Below are 23,192 nucleotides of genomic sequence, written 5' to 3'. Positions count from 1 at the left end.
CGTAACCGTGAATACAGCAAGCAACGACGACATCGCGATCATCGGCATCGGAGTGCGCTTCCCCGACGCCTCGAACCTCGGCGAATTCCGCGCGAATCTCGCCGACGGCCGGGACTCGATCGGGCCGATGCCGGATGCCCGCGCGGAGGCGACCGCATTGGACCGCGCCGTCGGCTACCTGCCCATGGGACATCTGGCCGACATCCACACCTTCGACTACGCCTTCTTCGAGCTGTCCAAACGCGAAGCGTCGCTGATGGATCCGCAACAGCGCATCGCGCTCGAACTGGCGCACCGGGCGATCGAGGACGCCGGATACGCGCCCGCCACCCTGCGCAAGGCCACGACCGCGGTGGTGTTCAGCGCACCGATGCCCACCTACCACGCCATGGCGGTCGATCCCGGCCCGCTCAGCATGCTGGGCAACCTGCCCTTCGGCGTCACCGCCCGGATCGCGCATCTGCTCGGACTGACCGGTCCGTGCTACGCGATCGATAGCGGCTGCAATGCCTCGCTCATCGCCGTCCACCACGCCTGTCGCGAGTTACGTTGTGGCGACGCGGATTACGCGCTTGCGGGCGGGGTCAGCGTGCGCGCCGGGGGATCTCCGGAATGGACCGCGCAGACGATGACGGAGATCGCCTCGCCCAGCGGACAATGCCGGGCGTTCGACGCCGACGCCGACGGCACGGTGCCCGGCGAGGGCGGCGCCGCCCTGTTGCTGACCACGCTCGGCCGAGCCCGCGCCGATCGCGCGCCCGTCTACGCCGTCATCCGGGGCAGTGCGGTGCTGCACAACGGGCACGCTTCCGCGACGATCAGCACCCCCAGCGCCGCCGCCCAGGCACGGGTGATCACGAAAGCCTGGCGGAATGCGGGCACCGATCCGCGCGATGCCGGATACCTCGAGGCACACGGGTCTGCCACCCGGCTCGGGGATGCGGTCGAGCTCGAGGGCCTGCGTACCGTCTTCGGAGGACGGTCGCAGCCCCTGCCGATCGGGTCGGTCAAGACCAATATCGGGCATCTCGATCACGCCGCAGGAGTCGCCGGACTGGTCAAGGCCGCACTGACGGTCGCCCAGGGCCGCCTGTATCCGTCGCTGCATTTCCGCCGTCCCACCGGTGATTTCGATCTGGCCGCGGCCGGGATCGAGGTGCTCACCCAGCCGCGGCCGTGGTCCGCCGAGAACGGGCCGCGTCTGGCCGGAGTCAGCTCGTACAGCCTCGGCGGTGCGAACGCGCACTGTGTCGTGCAACAGGCGCCCGACGATCCGGTGGTCGAACGACCGCGAGAGCCGGGGCACCGGCTGGTCGGGGTTTCGGCGCGGACCCCGGCGGCGCTCGCCGAGCTGTGCGGTGATCTGGCGACCGAGTTGCGCGGCGGCGCAGTCGATCTCGCCGACATCGCGTTCACGCTCGGTCGGGGCCGCACGCATTACGGCTATCGCGTTGCGGTATGCGCCACAGACACCGACGATTTCGTCGATGAGCTCGTGCGGCGCGGTGTCGAGATCGATCCGGACGGCGAGCAGCCGGTCCCGCCGCGGGTGGCGCTGCTTCTCTCGCCCGGTGCGGCGGCCACCGGGGTAGAGCCCGCCCGGCTGCCCGATCAGGTGCCCGCGACGGGAGCCGTCGCCGATGTGCTCGCGGGCCAGATAGCGATACAAGATCGGTTGCGCGCCTGCGGAATCGGCTTCGCCGCGATACTGAGCGGGGGAGCGTCGAAGTTCGCGGCCCGGTACCTGCTCGGATCGTCGGCGCCCGTCGATCCCGACGAACTGGCCACCGCCGCGGCGGCGCCGGTTGTGGACCGGTCCCGACTGCTCACGGCGGCGGACGCGCTGTTGCGGGATGGGCCGGTCGTGTTCGTGGATCCCAGCCCGGAGGGCATGCTGGGCCGGTTGCTCGCCGAAGACCTGGCGGGCCGTCCCGATGCGGAGATCCTTTTCGGCGCAGCCGATTCGGGTGGTCCGGTCGGTATCCTCGGCCGCCTCTACGAACGCGGAGTGAACCTCGACTGGTCGCGGGTGAATGCCGATGACGGCCGCAGGGTGCGGCTACCGGGACACCCGCTGCACGGCTCCCGATGCTGGGTCGAGCTGCCCACGGCGGCGGCGCCCGCCAGCGTCCCCGCTCCGCGGTCCACTGCGGAACGACCGGAGAATACGACGGAATGGTTGCGTGCGACGCTGCGCGAACTCCTGCACGCGGAGACCGAAATCGGCCCGGACGACGACTATTTCGACCTGGGCGGTAATTCGATCATCGCCGTGCAGCTGGTCGAGCGCGTCGCCGATACCTACGGATTCCGGCCGAAACTGCTCGACGTCTACGAGCGACCCAAGGTCGCCGACTTCGCCGAGTTGCTGCGTACCGGGTCCGTCCCGGCGGTGGCCCAGCCGGGCCCGTCGCCGATAACGCCGACCGACGAGCTGGTCATGTCGGCCGGGCAAGAGCGAATGTGGTTCCACCACCAGCTCGTTCCGGATACGACCCTCTACAACTACCCGGTGGTCAATGTCTTGCGGGGTGCGATCGATATCGCGGCCGTCAAAGGAACCTTCGAGGATTTCGCCGAGCGACACGAACCGCTGCGCTACAACCTCGTCGAGATCGACGGACGGCCCTCGGTCCGGGTACGTCCGTCCCTCGGCGAATTCTTCCGTGTCGCAGATGTTTCCGATGCGGTCGACCCCGTCGCCGCCGCGCGCGAGTTGATTCGCCAGGCCGCCCTGGCGCCATTCGACCTGGCCCGGGACCCGCTGGTCCGGGTGCTGCTGGTGACGCTGTCACCAGACGCGCATGTGCTGCAGGTGACCTGCCATCACTGCGTCACCGACGGCGCCACCCCGGGCATCCTCGCTCGAGAGATCCCCGAGCTGTATGCCGCCCGGCAGGAGGGCCGGGTCGCCGCGCTCGAACCGCTGTCGATCCGCTACCGCGACTACGCGCGCTGGCATCGCGACCTGCTCGAGTCGGGCGCCATCGAGCACGAGCTCGAGTACTGGGTGCACCTGCTGCGCGATGCGCCGAAACTGCAGTTGCCCACCGATTTTCCACGGCCGTCGCGCAAGACGTTCGTCGGCGATCTGGAGCCGTTCACGGTTTCGGCCGAGCTGCTGCAGCGCTCGCGCACGGTGGCGAAGCGGGCGTCGGTGTCGCTGTTCGTGGTCCTGCTGACCGGCCTGTACGTCTTGCTCGCGCGCCGCAGCGGGCAACGCGACATCGTGATCGGCACGCCGACCACCGGCCGCACCCGCCGCGAGCTCGAAGGGCTCATCGGCTTCTTCAACAGCACGGTCGCCCTACGCGCCAACCTCTCCGGTCCCGCGACGGTGGCCGATCTGCTCGAGCGGGTGCGCGCAATCGTGCTGGGAGCGCTCGAGAATCAGGAGATCCCGTTCGAACGGGTCGTCAACGCCCTCGACGACCAACGCGATCTGTCCCGCACCCCGATCTTCGACGTCCTCTACGTCCATCAGGAACTTGCCGGTACGGGCAATCCGCTCGGCGACGGCGAGACGGAATTCTTCGACCTGGAGCATTCGATACACAACGCGTTCGGCGGATTGCCCGCAGGCACAGCGAAATTCGACCTCAGTCTGATTACCTACGATCGCAGCGACGGCCAGGACATGCTGGCCTGTTTCGAGTACAGCACCGAGCTGTTCACCCAGCGCACGGCCGCCGGCTTCGCCGCCGCCTATCTCGATATCCTCGCCGAGCTGGTGGAGTCGGCCCCCGACCGTCCGATCGACGAGCTCGTGACCGTCGCGACGGCACCGGAACCGGCAGCGGCACTGGAGATCCCGACCGACCGACCGCGCGGTAGCGCCGCGATGCGGTACACCACCGCGGCGGTTCGTGCGCGGCTGGACATCGTGCCCGGCGATGCGGAGCTGCTCGGCGCGTGGATCGCGCTGCTTGCCTGGTATGCGGGTTCCGACGAGGTCGAGGTTGGACTCGCGACGGGTGCGGCCCGCATCGACCTCGCCGACGAGCCGACCGGGGCCGAACTGCTCGCGCGGGTCACCGCGGCATTGGCAACACCGGCGGCCACCACCGGCGATGGGGCGATCCGCTACCGCGCCGGCCGCCCGGATACCGCGGAACTCACGCTCGACCTGGCGCGGACCGGCGACCTCGCTCTCATCGAATTGTCTTATGCCACAGAACTGTTCGACGAATCCACGGCGCGGGACATGCTCGGAGATCTCGTCCGGCTGCTGCGCGCCCTACCGGAGACGCCGGGTGATCCGGTGCCGGATATCACTCTGCGGAGTATCGCGGGAACGGAGGTATCCCGATGAACGGCGTTGTCGCGGTGATCGGGGCGGGCACCATGGGCAGCGGTATCGCGCAGTGCCTCGCGCAGGCGGGATATCAGGTCGAGGTCGTCGAACCCGATCGGAGCGCCACCGAGCGGGCGCGACGCGGCCTCGACGAGACGGTGCGCTTGGCGCTGCTGCTGGGGCGCGGTGATCGCCGGACCGCACCCGGCATCGGCCGGCGGGTGCGATGGGTGCAGCGGATCCATGAGCTGAGCGCCGTCGGCTTCGTCATCGAGTGCGCGACCGAGCGGATCACATTGAAGGAGCAGCTGTTCGGCGAACTGGACCGGCACTGCCCCGCAGACGCCGTGCTCGCGTCGTGTACGTCCGCCATCCCGATCGCACGATTGGCGGCCGTGACCGAACGACCGGATCGGGTGCTCGGACTGCATTTCATGAACCCGGCGCCGCTGACGACCGCGGTCGAAGTCGTGCGTGGCGCACAGACCGCACCGCACACTCTGGTGCGGGCCGCCGACCTGATCGCCGCGCTCGGCAAGCAGGCGATCGTCGTCGGCGACCGTCCCGGTTTCGTACTGAACCGCGTACTGATGCTGAGCATCGCGGAGGCCGCGGCAACGCTGGATACGGGCACGGACGCCGCGACGGTGGATGCCCTGTTCGAGCAGTGCCTCGGGCATCGGATGGGCCCGCTGCGCACCGCCGACCTGATCGGGCTGGACAACGTGGCCGACACCATCGAGGTGCTGCGACGCGAGACCGGTGAGTCCCACTACCGCGTGCCGCGCGCACTCGCGGCACTCGTCGACGCCGGACACTTCGGGCGCAAGACCGGACAGGGGTTCCATGACTATCGCTGAGACGATGCACGCGTGGGCACCGAGCGACGCGCAGCGCGCGGTGCTCGCGGCCGGTGATCGCTGTGTCGACCTATATCTCGAGCTGAGCGGCCCGGTGGACGCGCAGGCATTGCGAACCGCCGTCGATACCGTCATCGGGGAATGCCACCTGCTGCACAGCGTTTTTCGCGGCGACGACACCGGCGCCGTGCGGGTCTACGAGACCATGCCGGTACCGACCGAGGTGATCGATGCCGTCGGCGGGGATCCGGACCGGTTGGTGTCGTCGTGGATCGCGGAAGAGCGGTCGCGCGCACTGGATATCGGCCAGGGACCGCTGTATCGGCAGGTGCTCTTCCGGCTCGCGGACGACCGGCTCGGCTGGTTCCAGCGCTACCACTGCCTGATCAACGACGAATCCGGAATGCTCGCGATCGTCGCCAGGGTGCGCGAGGTACTGGATGGGGTGTGCTCGGATCCGCCTGCGAGCGCGCCATTCGGCCTTATCGCGGACCGGCTCGAGAACGAGCGCCGTTATCGCGAGTCGGGCGCATGGGCTCCCGATCGCGCCTACTGGGAGCGCTCCCTGGCCGCTGCGGCCCGGCCCGAACCGATCCCGGCGGACAGCGAGCCGGCTTCGGTGGCCGCGGGACTGTGGACCGAGGTGACGGCATCGACCGAGCTGACCAGGATCGCGCGGGCCTGCGGCGGTGGCGCTGCCGCCGTCGTGCTGGCCGCACTGGCCGTTTACGGATCCCGGCTGACGATGACGAGCGAGTATGTGGTCGCGGTCGCCCAAGGCGAAAACCGTGTGCCGCTGCGTATTTCGGTACCGTCGCACGCGAGCTTCGACACGATCGCCAAACAGGTGGGGCTGGATCTGCGCCGGGCACGGCGACACCGGTACATCCCCGACATCGATGAGCCCTGGTCCGAATCGCCGGTGCACGGGCAATGGCCGCTCTCGGTGCGCATGCTTACCGGTGCGGCACTGGACCGGCTGGGCGCATTCGCGGTGACCGCGTCCTTCGGGCCGGGGGACGCGCTCATCGTTTGCGTCGACGACCGTGCGGCGGGCGGCTGGCGTATTGCCGTTGCCGCGCAGCAGCATCGGGTGCATCGCGACCGCATCGTCCGGCTGCTGGATCGGCTCGCCCGCACAGCGGGCACGCCGATCGGCCGCATCGGCCTCACCGGGCCCGATGACATCGAATACCTCGCGGGCCCGAGTGCGGAAGTCCCGACGGTGACGCTGGCAGCCATGCTCGCGGACCAGGCTTCCCGCTCACCGGACGCCGTCGCGCTTGTCGGCACCGGGCGCCGCATGTCCTACGCGGAGCTGCATGATGCGTCGAATCGCTTGGCGCGCAGTCTGATTCGCCTCGGGGTGGGACCGGAGCAGTTGGTGGCAGTGGCGATCGGTCCATCGATAGAGCAGATCGTGGCGGTACACGCGGTACTGGCGACCGGTGGCGCATACCTGCCGATGGACCCCGACCATCCGCGCGAGCGCCACGCCTATCTACTCGATATCACGCGGCCGGTGTGCGTGCTGACGACCCGGCGCGACGGATTCGACACGCCGCCGGGAATCCGGGTGCTGCACCTCGACGAACTCGACCTGTCCGGTGAATCGTCCGCCACGGTGACCGATGCAGACCGGGTCGTCCCGCTCCGCCCGGAAAACCTTGCGTACGTGCTGTTCACATCGGGGTCGACCGGACGGCCGAAGGGCGTCGGCGTCACGCACGCCGCCCTATGCACACACCTCGGCTGGATGCAGCACACGTACGGACTCGGCGACACCGATGTCGTGCTGCGCAAGACCGCGCTGTCGTTCGACGTTTCGGCATGGGAGGTGCTGTGGCCCTTCACCTCCGGGGCGCAAGCCGTCGTCGACGACTCCGGCGCGTACCGGGATCCGGTCGAGCTCGTGCGTCTTATCGCCGAGAATGCCGTTACCACAGTGCAATTCACGCCGTCTACGCTCGCGGCACACCGGCGGGCGGTAGCCGAACCGCTAGCGGCGAGCGTGCGCCGCGTACTCGTCGCGGGTGAGGCGATGACGCCCGCCCTCGCCGCGCAGCTGCCCGCCGTCGCGCCGGGCGCCCGATACGACAACCTCTACGGCCCGACGGAGGCAACTGTCGCGGTCACTCGGCACGAGGTCGGCGCGCACGACATCGACACGGTCCCGATCGGCGCGCCGTCCTGGGATACGCGTGCGTATGTGCTGGACGCCTGCCTGCGGCCGGTCCCGGCAGGCGCACCCGGCGAGCTCTATCTCGGCGGCGCGGCGCTCGCTCGCGGCTACCTCGCCCGGCCCGGGCACAGCGCAACGCGGTTCGTCGCCGACCCGTTCGGCAGTACAGGACGGCGGCTGTACCGCACCGGCGATATCGTGCGCGCCACCGGGCACGGGGAGCTGGAGTTCCTCGGCCGCCAGGATTTTCAGGTGAAGTTGCGCGGTATCCGGATCGAACTCGGTGAGCTCGAGGCGGTCCTCGCCGGGCAGGATTCCGTCGCGCAGGCGATCGCGGCGGTCCACCACGGGGCGGTGGGCGATCGACTGATCGCCTACGTCACGGCCGCCGCCGGGCATCGCATCGACCCGGCGGCACTGCAACAGCGGCTGAGCGAGGCACTGCCGCGTCACCTGGTGCCCTCATCGATCGTCGTGCTCACCGAGTTGCCCGTGAACCGCTCCGGCAAGGTGGACCGAAAGGCGCTGCCGGCGCCCGTATTCGAGCCCATTCCCTTCCGTGCGCCGGGCACTGAGACAGAACACGAACTCGCCGCCGTCTTCGCCGAGGTGCTGGGTCGCGACAGCATCGGCGTCGACGAGTCCTTCTTCGCTCTCGGGGGCGACAGCATCATGTCGATCCTGCTGGTGTCCCGCGCACGGGCGCGCGGCATCGCGGTAACGGCGCAGCAGGTGTACGAGCACCGCACCGTCGCACGGCTGGCGGCTATCGCCGAGGCCGCCGACGGGGGCGAAACACCGCGGCTGGCCGAGCTACCGGGCGGCGGAGTCGGGGAGCTGCCCCTCACGCCGGTGATTCGCTTTCTGGTCGAGCGCGGCGGCAACTTCGACCGCTTCTGTCAGTCGATCACGGTCGATCTGCCCGGCGGAATCGACCGCGGCGCATTGGTTTCCACCATTTCCGCCGTCGTCGATCACCACGACATGCTGCGGTCGCGGCTCTTCCGCGATGCCACTGGCGAGTGGCATCTGACAGTCGCGCCACCCAGCAGCGTCGACGTCGACTCGTTGATCGACCATGTCGTGCACGACGCCGACCTCGACGGCGCCGACCTCGCGGCCCTGGCCACCGCCGAACTGAATGCCGCGGTCGACCGGATCGATCCGGCGACCGGCGCGGTCCTGCGGTTCGTCTGGCTCACCCCGGAGCATCGCATGTCCCCCGGGCTACTCATCATCGCCGCGCACCACATTGCCGTCGACGGCGTCTCGTGGCGAATCCTGCTGCCCGACTTCGTCTCCGCGTGGGCGGCCGTCTCGGCGGGGAGCACACCCGCGCTGCCCGGCGTCGGAACATCCATGCGGGCGTGGGCGCATGCGCTGGTCGACGCCGCGCGACACCAGGACCGGGTGGCGGAGCTGCCGCTCTGGCGCGAGATCGTCGATGGGCCGGATCCCTCGTTCGGTGACCGGCCGTTCGACCCGCACCGGGATTTCGCCGCGGATGTGGCGCACACCCCGATCGAACTCGACGAGCGTGACACCGCCGCGCTCATCACCGCGATACCCGGCCGCTACCGCGCTCGGGTGGCGGATGCGCTGTTGACGGCGCTCGCGCTCGCGGTCATCCGATGGCGATCGCGGCGCGGCGAAAGCGAGCGGTCGGTGCTGCTGCGCCTCGAAGGCCACGGACGCGAGCAGGACGCGGTGCCGGGCGCGGACCTGTCCCGCACCACCGGCTGGTTCACCTCGATCGTCCCGGCGCGGCTCGATCTGACCGGGGTGGATATCGACGACGCGTTCGCCGGCGGCCCCGCCATGGGCACTGCCCTCAAGGCCGTCAAGGAACAGCTGCGGTCCACACCCCACAATGGTTTCGGGTACGGCCTGCTCAGATATCTGAACGAGGAGACGGCCTCGGCGCTGCCGCGCAAGGAGCCGGGGGAGATCTCGTTCAACTACTTCGGCCACATCACCGGTGTCGACCTCCCCGAGGAGGTGGCCGGAATCGGCTGGCTACCCGCACCCGAGTACGCCATGCTGCCGATCCGGCCCGACGCGCGGCGCGGCGCGCTCGGCGCCATCGAAGTGGATTCCATCGTCCTCGGCAACCGGCTCAGGACCAGCTTCGGCTACGCGCGCACACTGTTCACCGACGCGGCGGGCGGGGAGCTGATTCGACTGTGGCGCGACGCGCTGGCCGCCGTCGCCCGGCATGCGCGGGATCCACGCACGCGCGGCGGGTACACCCCGTCGGACTTCCCGCTGGTCACCCTCGCCCAGAGTGATATCGAGACCTGGGAGCAGCGGTATCCCGCGCTGACCGAGGCGTGGCCGGTCTCGCCGCTGCAGGCCGGAATGATGTTCCATGCCATGTTCGATCCCGGCGCGGTGGACGTCTACACAGTGCAGCTGGTGCTGACCCTGGACGGCACTGTCGATGCGACCCGGTTGCGATCGGCCGCGGCGGCCGTGCTCGAGCGGCACCCGAACCTGCGCGCCGCATTCGTCGTCGACCGGGACGGGACTCCCATCCAGCTCGTTCCCGGAGAGGTGGCACTGCCGTGGCGGGAGGTCGATCTGGCCGAGGCACCGGCCGGGGAGCTCGACCGCGTGCTCGACACCGAACGCGTGACGCCGTTCGATCTCGAACGGCCGCCGCTGTTGCGGTTCCTGCTGGCCCGCGTCGGCCCGGGCCGTACCCAGCTAATCGTCACCTATCACCACCTGCTGCTCGACGGCTGGTCCATACCGCGACTGCTGGGCGAGATCGTCGCCGGATATGCCGGTGTCACCGGCGAACCGCCGCGGCCCTATCGCCGGTACGTGGAATGGCTTGCCCGACAGGACAAGTCGGTATCCCGGCAGGCATGGGCGCGGGCGCTCTGTGATATGCCGGAGCCGACGCTGCTGGCGGGCGAAGCGCCCGTGGGCGCACCGGCGACCTTACCCCTGGAGCACGAGATCACGCTGGACGAGACACGGACACAACGGCTTTCCCGCCTCGCGACCGAGCTCGAGGTGACCGTCAACACCGTGCTGCAGGCCGCGTGGGCAATCCTGCTGGCGCGCATGACCGATCGGGCGGATGTCGTTTTCGGTACCACCGTATCGGGTCGCCCCGCCGACCTCGCGGGCGTCGAATCCATGGTCGGGTTGTTCATCAATACCGTGCCCGTCCGGGTTCGGCTGGCTCCGGACGAAACCGTGGGATCGCTGCTACGCCGGGTGCAGCGTGAACAGTTCGAGCTGGCGGCGCACCACCACGTGGGGCTTCCCGACATCGTTTCGCATGGCGACGTCGATGAACGCGGCCTGTTCGACACGCTATTGGTCGTCGAGTCGTATCCGTTCGATGCGGCGCGGCTGCGCGCGGACGCCGCCGCGACCGCCGACATGACCATCACCGGATTGCGGTCCCGGGAGGCAACTCATTACGCGCTGACGCTGACCGTGCGGCAGCGCGACCGACTGCACATCCTGGCGGGCTGGCGTCCGGATCTGCTCGACGAGGCGACCGTGGCCCGGCTGGGCGAGCGCCTGGTTCGGGTGCTGCTGGCGATCGCCGAGAGTCCGGATATCACGGTGGCCGATATCGATCCGCTCGGTGCGGCGGAGCGAAATCTGGTGCTGGAGCGCTGGCAGCGGCGCGGAGAAGTGCCCGACGCCACCCTTGTCGACCTCTTCCGGGCGCAGGCGGCCGCTCGACCGGATGGCATCGCCGTCCGGCACGGGTCCCGCGCAGTGACCTACCGCGAGCTCGACGATGCCTCCGCCGAGCTGTCGCATGCCCTCGCGGCCCGCGGGGTAGAGCCCGAATCGCTGGTCGCCGTGGCCGTTTCGCGTTCCGTCGAGTTGATCGTGGCGATGCTCGGTGTGTTGCGGTCCGGGGCGGGCTACATTCCGCTCGACCTCGACAATCCCGTGCGGCGCCTGGAATTCGTGCTCGCCGAGACCGATCCGGACTGCATAGTCACGACAGCGGCCGACCGCGCAGCGCTGCCTGCGAATGACCTGCCGTGCCTTGTACTAGACGATGCGGACGGTTTGGTAGCGCCCGACATCACGCCCGCGCCGCCGAGCCCGGACAACGTCGCCTATGTGCTGTACACCTCCGGTTCGACGGGGTGGCCGAAGGGCGTGTGCGTGACGCACCGCAATGTCGTCGCGATGCTCGCCGCCACCCGTCCGCTAATGGATGTCGACCACAACGACGTATGGACGATGTTCCACTCCCACGCCTTCGACTTCTCGGTATGGGAGATGTGGGGTGCGCTCGCGACCGGCGGCACGCTCGTCATCGTGGATTCCACCTTGACGCGCTCGCCGGCGGAGTTCGGTGAACTGCTTGCGCGAGAACGGATTACGGTGCTCAGTCAGACACCCTCGGCGTTCTACACGCTGCTCGACAACGACAGTGCCGCCACCGGACCCGCGCTGCGGCACATCGTGCTCGGCGGCGAGGCCCTCGATCTGCGTAGGCTGCGTGCGTGGTACGACGCCCGCCCGGCCACCGGGACGCGGATCTCGAATCTGTACGGCATCACCGAGGCGGCGGTGCATGCCACGCACCTGGCGGTGGACCACGAACGCGCCCGATCGGCGCGGGCCAGTGTCATCGGTCGCGGCCTGCCGGGAACGACCGTCCGCGTGCTGGATTCGCGACTGCGCCCGGCGCCGGTCGGCGCGGCGGGCGAGCTCTACCTCGCCGGGCACCAGATCGCCCGCGGCTATCACGCGCGCCCGGCGACGACCGCGGACCGCTATGTGGCCGACCCGTTCGCAGCGCCCGGCAACCGCATGTACCGCACCGGCGACCTGGCGCGCTGGAACGCCGACGGGCACCTCGAATACCTCGGGCGCGGCGACGAACAGGTGAAGATCCGCGGCTACCGGATCGAACCGGCCGAGATCGAGGCCGCACTGCTCGAACACGAATCGGTGGCGCAGGCCGCCGTGGTGGCTCGTGCCGAAGGGACGCGACTGGTCGCGTACGCGGTTTCCACTCCGGATGCGATACTCGACTCCGCGGCACTGGAAGCTCATGTCGCGCAGCGGGTTCCGCCTTACATGCGGCCGGCCGCCATTGTCGCGATCGATACGCTGCCGCTGACCTCCAACGGCAAACTGGACCGTGCGGCGCTGCCCGATCCAGTCTTCCGGGCGCGCTCGGCGCAGGCACCGCGCACCGCCGCCGAGCGGGCGATAGCCGAGGTGTTCGCCGAGGTGCTCGGCGTCGACCGGGCGGGTGTGGACGACTCCTTCTTCGCCCTCGGTGGAGACAGCATCACCTCCATTCAGCTCGCCTCCCGGGCGCGGGCCAAGGGCCTGCACGTCACACCGAGGGACGTCTTCGAGCACCGCACGGTGGCCGGGATCGCCGCTGCGGCACGGACGGTGGATTCCGGCGCCGGGGTGCCGCGTCTGCGGGAACTGCCCGGCGGCGGTGTCGGCGAGCTGGCGCTCACACCCATCGTGCGCTGGATGACCGAACGCGGCGGCACCTTCCGTCGCGTCAATCAGACCCTCACCGTCGAGCTGCCCCTCGGCATCGACCGTGACACCGTGACATCCGCGGTCATGGCGGTCGTCGACCGGCACGACATGTTGCGCAGCAGGCTGTTCCGCGACGGTGCAGGCGAGTGGCGGCTGGAGACCTCGCCGCCGGATACCGTCGACCCGGCGGAGCTGTTGCGCCGGTGCGAAACCGATGACGCCGACACCCTGCAGGCGGTCACCGCCGCGGAGGTCGACGCCGCACTGGACCGCATCGACCCGGCGACCGGTGTTGTGGTGCAGTTCGTCTGGCTCGAGCCGGTGCGCACAGGCGTGCCCGGCCGACTGGTCATCTGCGCACATCACATCGCCGTGGACGGCGTGTCATGGCGAATCCTCATTCCCGACCTGCTCGCCGCCATGCAGCCGAGCGCGAAAGATGCACCGCCGCAACTGGATCCGCCCGGCACCTCCATGCGCCGGTGGTCGCACGCCCTGGTCGATGCGGCGCGCGATCCCAGCCGGCTCGCCGAACTCGGTCTGTGGCGGCGCATCTGCGCGACACCGGATCCGCTGCTCGGGTCCCGGCCACTCGACCCCGGTATCGATATCGCGTCGCGCATCGCGACGGTGGAGGTCACCGTGGACGAGACGGTCACCGAGGCGCTCGTGCGGACCGTACCCGGCCTGTTCCACGCAGGAGTCGACGAGATCCTGATATCCGCGCTGGCCGTCGCGCTCACGGTATGGCGGGCACGGCGGGGCGAGGACGTACCGGTGTCGCTGCTGCGGCTGGAGGGCCACGGCCGCGAAGAGCAGATCACGCCCGGCGCGGACCTGTCCCGCACGGTGGGGTGGTGCACATCGCTCTACCCGGTCCGGCTGGACCTCACCAATATCGACACGGCGGAGGCACTGGCCGGCACCGACGCGGCCGGGGCGGTGATCAAGGCGGTCAAGGAACAGTTGCGCGCCATCCCCGATCGCGGGATCGGCTACGGACTGCTGCGCTACCTGAACCCCGACACCGCGGAACAGCTGCCGGGACCGATGCCCGGACAGATCGGCTTCAACTACCTCGGGCGCGTCGACGACCGCGGTGCCGGAGTCCGCACGACGCAGGCCGATCCGGACCCCGACCTGCCCGCGGCCGCCGCGATCGATATCAACGCGATCGTGACCGGCTCCCGGCTCCGCGCCGGATTCGCCTATCCCGAAACACTTCTCGAAGCGGCCGAGGTGTCGGAGCTGGCCGACCTGTGGGTGAGCGCGCTCGGCGCGATCAACGCCCACGCCCGGACCGCGCATGCGGGCGGGCACACTCCCTCGGACTTCCCGCTGGTCCAGGTGAGCGGGGCCGACATCGCCCGGTGGGAGCGCGCCTACGGACGGCTCACCGATGTGTGGCCCCTCGCGCCGCTGCAACCGGGTCTGTATCTGCACGCCATGCTCGCCGAGCCGCTACCGTCCGGTCGCACCGCGGTCGACGTCTACAACGTGCAGGCGGTACTCCGTATCGACGGAGCGGTCGACGGCGATCGGCTGCACCGGGCCGCGCGGGAAATACTGCGGCGGTATCCGAATCTGCGCGCGGCATTCGTGGCCGACAGCACCGGCACGTCCCGGCAGGTGGTGCCGGAGACGGTCGAACTCCCGTGGCGCGAGGTGGATCTGCGCGCCGATGGCGAACTGTCCGAACTCCTCGCCCGAGACCGCGCCCACTGGTTCGACCCGGCCAGACCGCCGCTGATGAAATTCACTCTCGCCCGCGTCGGGGATTCGGCATACGTATTGATCGCGACATACCACCACATTCTGCTCGACGGCTGGTCGGTGCCCCTGGTGCTGCGAGATCTCATGGCGCTCTATGCCTCCGACGATCCGCTGCCGCCGCCCGGGGGATCGTTCCGCGCCTATCTCGCGTGGAACCACGACCGCGACGCGACGGCGTCCGCGTCGGCATGGCGGCGGGAGCTGGACGGTGTGCCCGCGCCGACACTGGTCGCCCCGGCCGCCCGCAACCGGGAAATCACCGCCACCACAGCGGAATACCGGTGGGCGCTCGACCCGGATGCCACCGCTGCGCTCGGTTCGACCGCGATGGAACTCGGGATCACGGTCAATACGGTGCTGCAGGTCGCCTGGGCGATCCTGCTGGGGCGCAGGCTCAGCCGTGCGGACGTGGTGTTCGGCGCGATCGTTTCGGGCCGTCCGGCCGCACTGCCCGGTGTCGAATCGATTGTCGGACTGTGTATCAACACCGTGCCGGTGCGGGTACGGATCGCCGCGGACATGCCGACGGCGGCGCTCATGCGTGCCGTACAGACCGAGCAGGCGGAACTGATCGAGCACCACCACCTCGGCCTGACCGAGATCCACGCCGCCGCCGGACTGCGGGACACGCTGTTCGACACGGCCCTGGCGTACGAGTCCTATCCGGTCGATGCCGAGCAGCTCGCCGCAGTGGCCGCTGCGGTCGGCGGCGTTACCGGTACCGGCGTCGAACTGCACGACGCCACGCACTATCCGCTGACGCTCACCATCGATCCGGGCACCTCGCTGACCATCCGATTCGGTTACCTGCGTGACCTTTTCGACGAAACACAGGTGGCCGCGCTCGGCATCGAACTGCGGAACCTGCTCGCCGCGTTCGTGCGCGATCCGCATGCCGCCATCGAGGAACTGCGATGACGTCGAGCCTGCCGCTGACGAGAGCTCAGCAACACGTATGGGTCGCCCAGCAATTCGACGACACCGGGCGACGGTTCGTCATCGGCGGATACGTGCACATCCACGGCACGGTCGACGAGGCGGCGTTCGAGCGGGCGCTGCGCATCGTCGTCGCCGGTGCCGAGACGATGCGGGTGCGGTTCGACACCGATGCCGAGGGCGAGGTCGTCCAGATCCTCGCGGACGTGGCCGACTGGCCCCTGCACCGCAACAGTTTTCGCGACTCTGCCGACCCGCACGGTGAGGCGATGCGTTACATGTACGCGGCGCTCGACCGGCCCTTCGACCTGTCCCGGGCACCGCTGTTCGAACACCATCTGATCGATCTGGGTGCCGAGGGCACCGCGTGGTTCGTCAAATCGCATCACGCGGTTCTCGACGGCGCTGCCTCGGCCGCCATGGTCAAACGGGTCGCCGACGCCTACACCGAGTTGGTCGCCGGTCGGCCGGTGCCGGAATCGGTGTTCGACCGGGTGGAATCCTTCGTGGCCGAGGATCTTCGCTACCGCGCCTCCGCCCGGTTCGCCGACGATCGGCGGTTCTGGGCGCAACGGCTCGCTATCCCGGGACCGGACGATGCGCCGCTGTTCGCCGGGATCCCGGCCGCGACCGACGGGCCCCGTTACATCAGGTACGTCGGAGCCCTCGATGCACCGGCGTGGCATGCTCTGCGAGCCCGTGCGGACGCGTCGGGAACCGCGTGGCCTGCTTGGGTGTTCGCCGCGATCGCGGTACTGCTGCATGCTGATTCGGGCGCGCACATGGTCACGCTCGGCCTCGCGGTGCCAGCTAAACGCTCCCGCACCGCGCTCGGTGTCACCGCGAATATCGTCCCGCTGCGGATACCGGTCGACCCGTCCGCATCCATCGGCGAACTCGTCGCAGCGGTGCGTGCCGAATCCCTGATCATCCTGCGCCACCAGCGCTACCAGCAGGCCGACATGCTCGCCGACCTCAGGGCGGGCGATGTCGGGGGCGGTGTCGTCGGCCCCACGATCAATGTGTTGCCCATGCAGAAGGACCTCCGGTTCGGCACCGAAACCGCAACTCTGCGCCATCTATCAGCCGGCCGCTCCGACGACCTGACGATCGGTGTATACGACAACGGCGAGCCGGTCCTACCCCTGGTACTGGAATCCAGCACGCTCAGGTACTCCGAGCACGACCTGGCCGCGCACCACCGACGGCTAACCGAGACGATCGCCGCCATAGCCGCAGCCCCGGAGGATCTCCCGGTCGGCCGCCTACGAACACCGGCGGACCAGGCCTTGGCAGTCCTGCTGCGCCCTGTTCCGCGAACGCTGTCGGACTCGGCATTGCGAACGCTGTCGGACTCGGCGCCGCGAATACTGTCGGAGCCGGAACTCCGATCCTTCCCAGAAGATCCAGCGCCACCCGCCCTCTCCACAGAACTGCCGGAGACGCTTGTCGACTGGTTCGAGCGGACCGTCACCGCACGCGGCGATGCCACCGCCGTCGTCTGCGGCGCCGAGTCGCTCACCTATGGCGAATTGGACGGGCGCAGCCGGAAATTGGCTGAGCTCGTTGCCGGATACGGTGTGTGTGCAGGGGAATTCGTGGCTCTCGCGCTGCCCCGATCCCTGGACCTCATTGTCGCCATGGTCGCCGTGCTGCGGGCAGGCGCCGCCTACGTTCCTTTGGACCCCGGCTATCCGGAGCAGCGGCTGCGGGCCATCGTCGCCGATGCGACCCCCGCGCTGATCGTCACCGGAGAGGGAGTCGCCCTGCCGGATTCGTTCTCGGCGGTACCCGTCCTGCGAATCGGGGACCGACCACCGGTCACACCTGCCGAGCCCGCGGCCCGCCCGTCCGCGCTGCACCCTGTCTACGTCATCCACACCTCGGGCACGACCGATCGGCCCAAGGGTGTGGTGGTCACGCACGCGAACGTGGTTCGACTGCTCGCCTCGGCACAGTCGTGGTTCGGGTTCGGCGCAGACGACGTGTGGACCCTGTTCCACGCCACCGCGTTCGACTTCTCGGTGTGGGAGATCTGGGGTGCCCTGTGCCACGGCGGCAAGCTCGTCGTCGTCGACGCGGAGGTGGCGCGCTCGCCGAGCGATTTCCTGGATCTGCTGGTGGCGCAACGGGTTACGGTGCTGAACCAGACTCCGTCCGCATTCGGGATGCTGGTCGACGCTCTGACCGGCAGACCCGCCGCGAGCGCGGAGCTGTCGCTGCGCTACGTGATCTTCGGCGGCGAACCGGTGGAGCCGTGGCGGCTGGCCGCCTGGTGGTCGAGACGCGATCCGGAGCGGACGCATCTGGTCAATATGTACGGCATCACCGAGACGACGGTGTTCAGCACCGGAACGTCCTTGCCGCGCAACCCGTCGGCGGGCGACATCGGCACACCGCTACCGGACCAGTCCGTGTACGTGCTCGACGCCACGCTGTGCCCGTGTCCGCCGGGCATCCCTGGCGAGCTCTACGTCGCCGGACCCGGCGTTGCCGCGGGATATCTGCGCCGGCCCGGGCGCACCGCAGCACGTTTCACCGCCGACCCGTACGGCCCGCCCGGCACCATCATGTATCGCAGCGGAGATATGGCGCGCTGGACCGGCACGGGCACGCTCGAATATCTCGGCCGGGCCGACCGGCAGCTGAAGGTGCGTGGCTTCCGGATCGAGCCGGGCGAGGTCGAGGCCGCCCTGTGCGAACAATCGGCTGTGCATGCGGCGGCGGTCCTGACCATCGAGCACCGACCCGGTGACCGCAGGCTCGTCGCCTTCGTCACGGGCGACGGAGTCGACGTCGACATCGCTCGCGCCGGCATCGCCAAGTTGCTTCCCGCGCACGCGATTCCATCCGCGATCATTGCCGTCCACACCATCCCGATGACACCCAACGGCAAGATCGACGAACGGCGGCTGCGTGCCATCGCCACGAACGGTGCCGCACGTGCCGCCGATGCACCACCGCGCACCGACATCGAGGCGCGGCTGCACGCGCTGTTCGTCGACGTACTCGGACATGACGGCATCGGCATCGACGACGGATTCTTCGCTTCAGGTGGGGACAGCATTCTGGCCGTCCGACTGGCGGATCGCGCGCGGACGGCCGGGCTGGCCATGTCGCCGCGGGATGTATTCGAACACCAGACCGTGCGCGCGCTCGCGCGCACAGTCGGCACTGCCCGGCCGGTCGCCGCGCCTGCGAGCATCACGGCCACAACGGGCGATGGCCGCTTCCTGCCCGCGACACCATTGCAGTCCGGCCTGCTGTTCCACTCCCTGTACGAAATCGACGGCGAGGACCCCTACATCGTCCAGTGTGCACTCGAACTGGACGGCGCGGTCGACGCGGATCGGCTACGCACCGCCTTGGAATCCGTGCTCTCGCGGCACCCGCATCTGATGGGATCCTTCGTCGCCGACGACAGCGCGCAGCTGCGGTACGAGATTTACGAGGACTTCGAATTACCTTGGCGGGTAGTTGATCTCGTCGGATCGACGGATGACGAGCAACAGCGCGCTGTCGACCGGGTGCGCGCGGAGGGCACTACGATCGACCCGCTCGTCGCGCCGCTGCTCACGGTCACCCTGATCCGCACCGAGCTGCGCCGCTCCACGTTGGTGCTCACCCACCACCACGCGCTACTCGACGGCTGGTCGCTGGGAATCCTGTTGCGCGAGTTGCTGATCGGCTACCGCGGCATCGAGCTGCCGCCCGCGACACCGTTGCGCCGGTTTCTGGAATGGTCCGCGGCGCGGGACCGCGACAGTGCCCGCCGGGCCTGGGGGGAGGCGCTCGTCGGCGCTGAACCGAGCAAGGTGGCGCGGGCTGATCGGCAGCCGTGGCAGCGGCCCGAAGACCACACGTTCCGAATGCCAGAGGCCATGTTCACCGCGCTGCGCGAACGGGCTGCCGAACGCGGGTTGACGCTCAACTCGCTGATGCAGGCCATGTGGGCGATGGTGCTGTCGAATCTGACCGGCAACGATGACGTCGTCTTCGGTATCACCGTATCCGGTCGTGCGGGCGCCGAGATGGAAGACGTCGTCGGGCTGCTCATGAACACCGTGCCCCTGCGGGTGCGTTTGGCTCCGGGGGAGTCTCCACTCGACCTGGCCGCCCGGATCCAGACCGGGCGCGCGGAACTGATGGAGCACGACCATCTCGGCCTGCCCGACATCGCGTCCGCAGCGGGGGAGACCGACCTTTTCGACACCTCGCTCGTCTTCGAGAACTTCCCCGTCGACACCGACCTGCTCGACGACCCGGACGCGGACTTCTCGGTCGAGTCCGTCGAAGTCCGTGGCGGAACGCATTTTCCGCTGACGGTGGTCATCGTCCCCGGCGGCGGCGAGTTGACCTTCCGGATCGGTGTGCAGGTCGCCCGCATCGACTGCCTCGCCGACGCGGACGACCTGTGGTCCCGGATCCTGGCCGCCTGCGAGGCGCTCGCCGAACGACAGCAGTCGCAGGTCGGGCGAGTCGCCCTGTTCGAGCCCGCGCGCCGGATCGAGCTGCTGGCTGCCGGACGCGGTATGTGCACCGAAATCGAAAACGCAAGCATCGCAGACTGTTTCGAGTCGGTCGTGCGACAGTGCCCGCAGGACATCGCGATCTGGTCCGATGATGTGGAGATCACCTACGCGGAATTGAACGCACGTGCCAATCGTGTCGCCAGGTGGCTACAGGACCGCGGCGCCGGACCGGGGGTTCCGATCGGCATCGCGCTGCCGCGCTCGGTCGATCTCGTGGTCGCCTTTCTCGCCGTTTACAAACTGGGGTCGGTGTGCGTACCGCTCAGCGACCGCTATCCGCCCGCACATGTGCGGCGGCTGCTGCGTTTCACCCGAACCGATTTGGTGCTGGAAGATCTGGACGGCGCGGCCGCGGCGACCGACGATGACAGCGACCTCGGCATTGCCATCGCCCCCGACGCGGTCGCGACGCTCATGTTCACATCCGGGTCGACAGGGGCGCCGAAGGGCGTCGAGGTGACCCACCGCAATATCGTTGCGCGAGCGCGCGATCGCGTCGGCCAAGGCGACGGGCACGAACGGGTGCTGATGCATCTGCCGTACACGTGGGACATGGTGGTGTACGAGCTGTGGCTGCCGCTGCTCACCGGACGCACCGTGGTGATCGCGCGGCCCGGCGTGCTCGATGTCCACGACTACGCGCATGTGCTGCGCGCGGGACATGTCACGTCGATGCTGTTGTCGGCGGGCCTGTTTCACCTCTTGGCGGAGCAGGCTCCGGACGAGCTCGCCCGGCTGTCGGAACTTGCGGTCGCCGGGGACGTGCTGTCGCCGCGGGCCGCGGTGGCCGTGCGCCAGGGCGAGCACCCGCCTGCGGTGCGCAACCTGTACGGGCCCGTCGAGGCGACGAGCTTCGCGGTGAGCTTCTCGATCCCCGATGACGCGTCTCCCGAACTGCCCGTCCCGATCGGCCGTCCGGCCGACAACACCCGGGTCACCGTGCTCGATTCGGCGCTGCGACCGGTGCCCTCCGGCGTGGCCGGGGAGATCTACCTGTCCGGTGCGGGACTCGCCAACGGATACCACCGGGCCCCGGCCGCCACCGCGGAGCGGTTCGTGGCCGACCCGTACGGACCGCCGGGTGCCCGCGTGTACCGCACGGGTGACCTCGGCCGATGGGACGCGGCGGGACTGCTGCATTTCCTCGGCCGCGCCGACCGGCAGTTGAAGATCAATGGATTCCGGGTCGAACCCGGGGAGGTGGAAGCGGCGATTCGACGCGAGCCCGGCATTGCCGCGGCGATCGTCACGCTGCGGCGGGCCGGTGGCGGGCAGTCACTGGTCGCCTATGTTGTCGGGCGCGACCAGGTCGACACCGCGGCACTGCGGACCCGGCTGGCCGCGAGCCTGCCCTCCTACCTGGTGCCGTCGGTGCTCGTGCGGGTCGACGAACTGCCGTTGACCAGCACGGGCAAAGTCGATATCGGCGCGCTCCCGATGCCGCCCGGCGCTGCTCCCGTTCCGGTCCGAACACCGCGTCAGCAGGTCATCGCGGCAGCCTTCGCGCAGGCGCTCGGCGGCCGGGAGATCGGAGTCACCGACGACTTCTTCGCACTCGGCGGCAACTCACTGTCCGCGATTCGCGTTGTCGCCGCTCTCCGGTCCGCACTCGGCGTCGAGGTGTCGCTGCGCGATGTGTTCGAGTCACCGACGATCGCCGCACTGGAACAGGCGCTCGATCGGCGCGGGCTGGGCACGGGGACCGCCCGGCCGGGCTTCGCGCACGTTCCACGCACCGACCCGATCCCGCTCTCGCCCGCGCAGTCGCGCCTGTGGACGGTGAACTATCTCGGCGGGCAACAACCCGACTACCTGATCGCGACCGCGCTCGACATCCATGGACCACTCGACGCGGCGGCGGTTCAGGCGGCGATCGGCGATCTGATCGCGCGGCACGAAATCCTGCGCACCGTACTGCCGTATGCGGTGGACAGCCCGGTGCAACGGATTTTGCCGATCGAGTCGGCACAGCCGGATTTCCGCATCGTCGACGCCGACGGTATCGACAGTGTCGAGCGGGCAATGGAATCCGAGATGCGACACGGGTTCGACCTGACGGTGCAGCAGCCGATGCGAACCCGCCTGTACCGGTTGAGTCGCGAGCATCACGTCTTGTTCGGGGTGGTCCATCACATTGGCGGCGACGGCGAATCCATGGGCATTCTCCAGCGTGATTTCCTGACCGCCTACCGGGCGCGGGCGGCCGGGCAGGTGCCGCAATGGCCCAGTCCGGCAACGCAATTCGCGGACTACGCCATGTGGTTGCGGCAGCTGCTCGGCCCGGATACCCACGTGCTCGAGCAGCAGAAGCGGTACTGGCGCACCATGCTCGACGGCATGCCGGAACAGCCGGTGCTCCCCGTCGACCGTCCCCGCGCCGATCGGCGGGCGAACACGGCGGCGTCGGTGCCCGTTCTCGTCGACGCCGACATCCATCGCAGGCTCGCGGGAACTGCCCTCGACTACCGGGTGAGCATCTACATGCTGGTGCACACCGCACTCGCGATAGCGCTGAACGGTCACGGCGCCGGCACCGATCTGCCCATCGGCGTGGCATTGAGCGGACGCGATTCGGAAGGGCTGCAGGATGTCGTCGGGTGCGTGGTCGACACCGCGGTGGTGCGCCTCGACCTGTCGGGGGCGCCCACCCATCGCGAACTCGTCCATCAGGTCCGCGAGCGTGTCCTCGGCGCGTACCAGAACAAGGAGTTTCCCTTCGATCGCCTTGTCGCGCTGGTGAACCCGCCACGCTCCCGGATCCATCATCCGCTGTTCCAGGTGATGGTGACCTATCTGCGCGGATTCGACACCGGCACGGCCCCGGATGGATTCGCGATCCGGCACCGGCCGGTAGCGGTGCGCCGAACCCCTTTCGAGCTACTGCTGAACCTGCGAGAGGAATACCACCCCGACGGACAATGTGCCGGAATCCGCGGCGAGATGGTCTACGCCGCCGAGCTTTTCGATCAATCGACGGTCGAGTCCGTCGTCGCCGCGATGACCATTGCGCTGGAGGCGATGTGCGCCACCCCCGATGGCGGGGCTATCCCTCGAGGAAACGCAATAGCTCCGCGGTGATGAATTGGGGATTCTCCTCGACGAGCCAGTGCCCCGCGTGC

The 23,192-nt window shown here is 69.1% G+C and carries 4 protein-coding genes; all 4 read left to right on the top strand.

The annotated features are described in order from the left end of the window. Positions 1-7: 7 nt before the first annotated feature. From ACFYOW_RS02660 to ACFYOW_RS02645, 4 genes are read left to right on the top strand one after another with little or no spacing between them, the layout of a single operon-like run. On the top strand, positions 8-4,312 hold the full coding sequence (locus ACFYOW_RS02660) for a condensation domain-containing protein (RefSeq protein WP_387283838.1): 4,305 nt from the start codon (positions 8-10) through the stop codon (positions 4,310-4,312). Further along, a complete protein-coding gene (locus ACFYOW_RS02655) occupies positions 4,309-5,154 on the top strand; it encodes a 3-hydroxyacyl-CoA dehydrogenase family protein (RefSeq protein ID WP_387283836.1) in 846 nt (281 codons plus the stop codon). Before ACFYOW_RS02660 ends, ACFYOW_RS02655 begins: the two co-directional genes overlap by 4 nt. Next, positions 5,141-15,523 carry an amino acid adenylation domain-containing protein gene (locus ACFYOW_RS02650; protein WP_387283834.1) on the top strand — a complete coding sequence of 3,461 codons (10,383 nt, stop codon included), beginning with the start codon at positions 5,141-5,143 and terminating at the stop codon, positions 15,521-15,523. Before ACFYOW_RS02655 ends, ACFYOW_RS02650 begins: the two co-directional genes overlap by 14 nt. After that, positions 15,520-23,151 (top strand): amino acid adenylation domain-containing protein, encoded by a 7,632-nt coding sequence (locus ACFYOW_RS02645; protein ID WP_387283832.1) that lies wholly within the window; start codon positions 15,520-15,522, stop codon positions 23,149-23,151. The genes ACFYOW_RS02650 and ACFYOW_RS02645 overlap by 4 nt, the downstream gene beginning before the upstream one ends. Positions 23,152-23,192 lie beyond the last annotated feature (41 nt).

Origin of the sequence: Nocardia sp. NPDC006982 (assembly GCF_042869435.1) — a bacterium.
Lineage (GTDB): Bacteria > Actinomycetota > Actinomycetes > Mycobacteriales > Mycobacteriaceae > Nocardia.
This window is presented reverse-complemented; position numbering and strand designations above follow the sequence as displayed.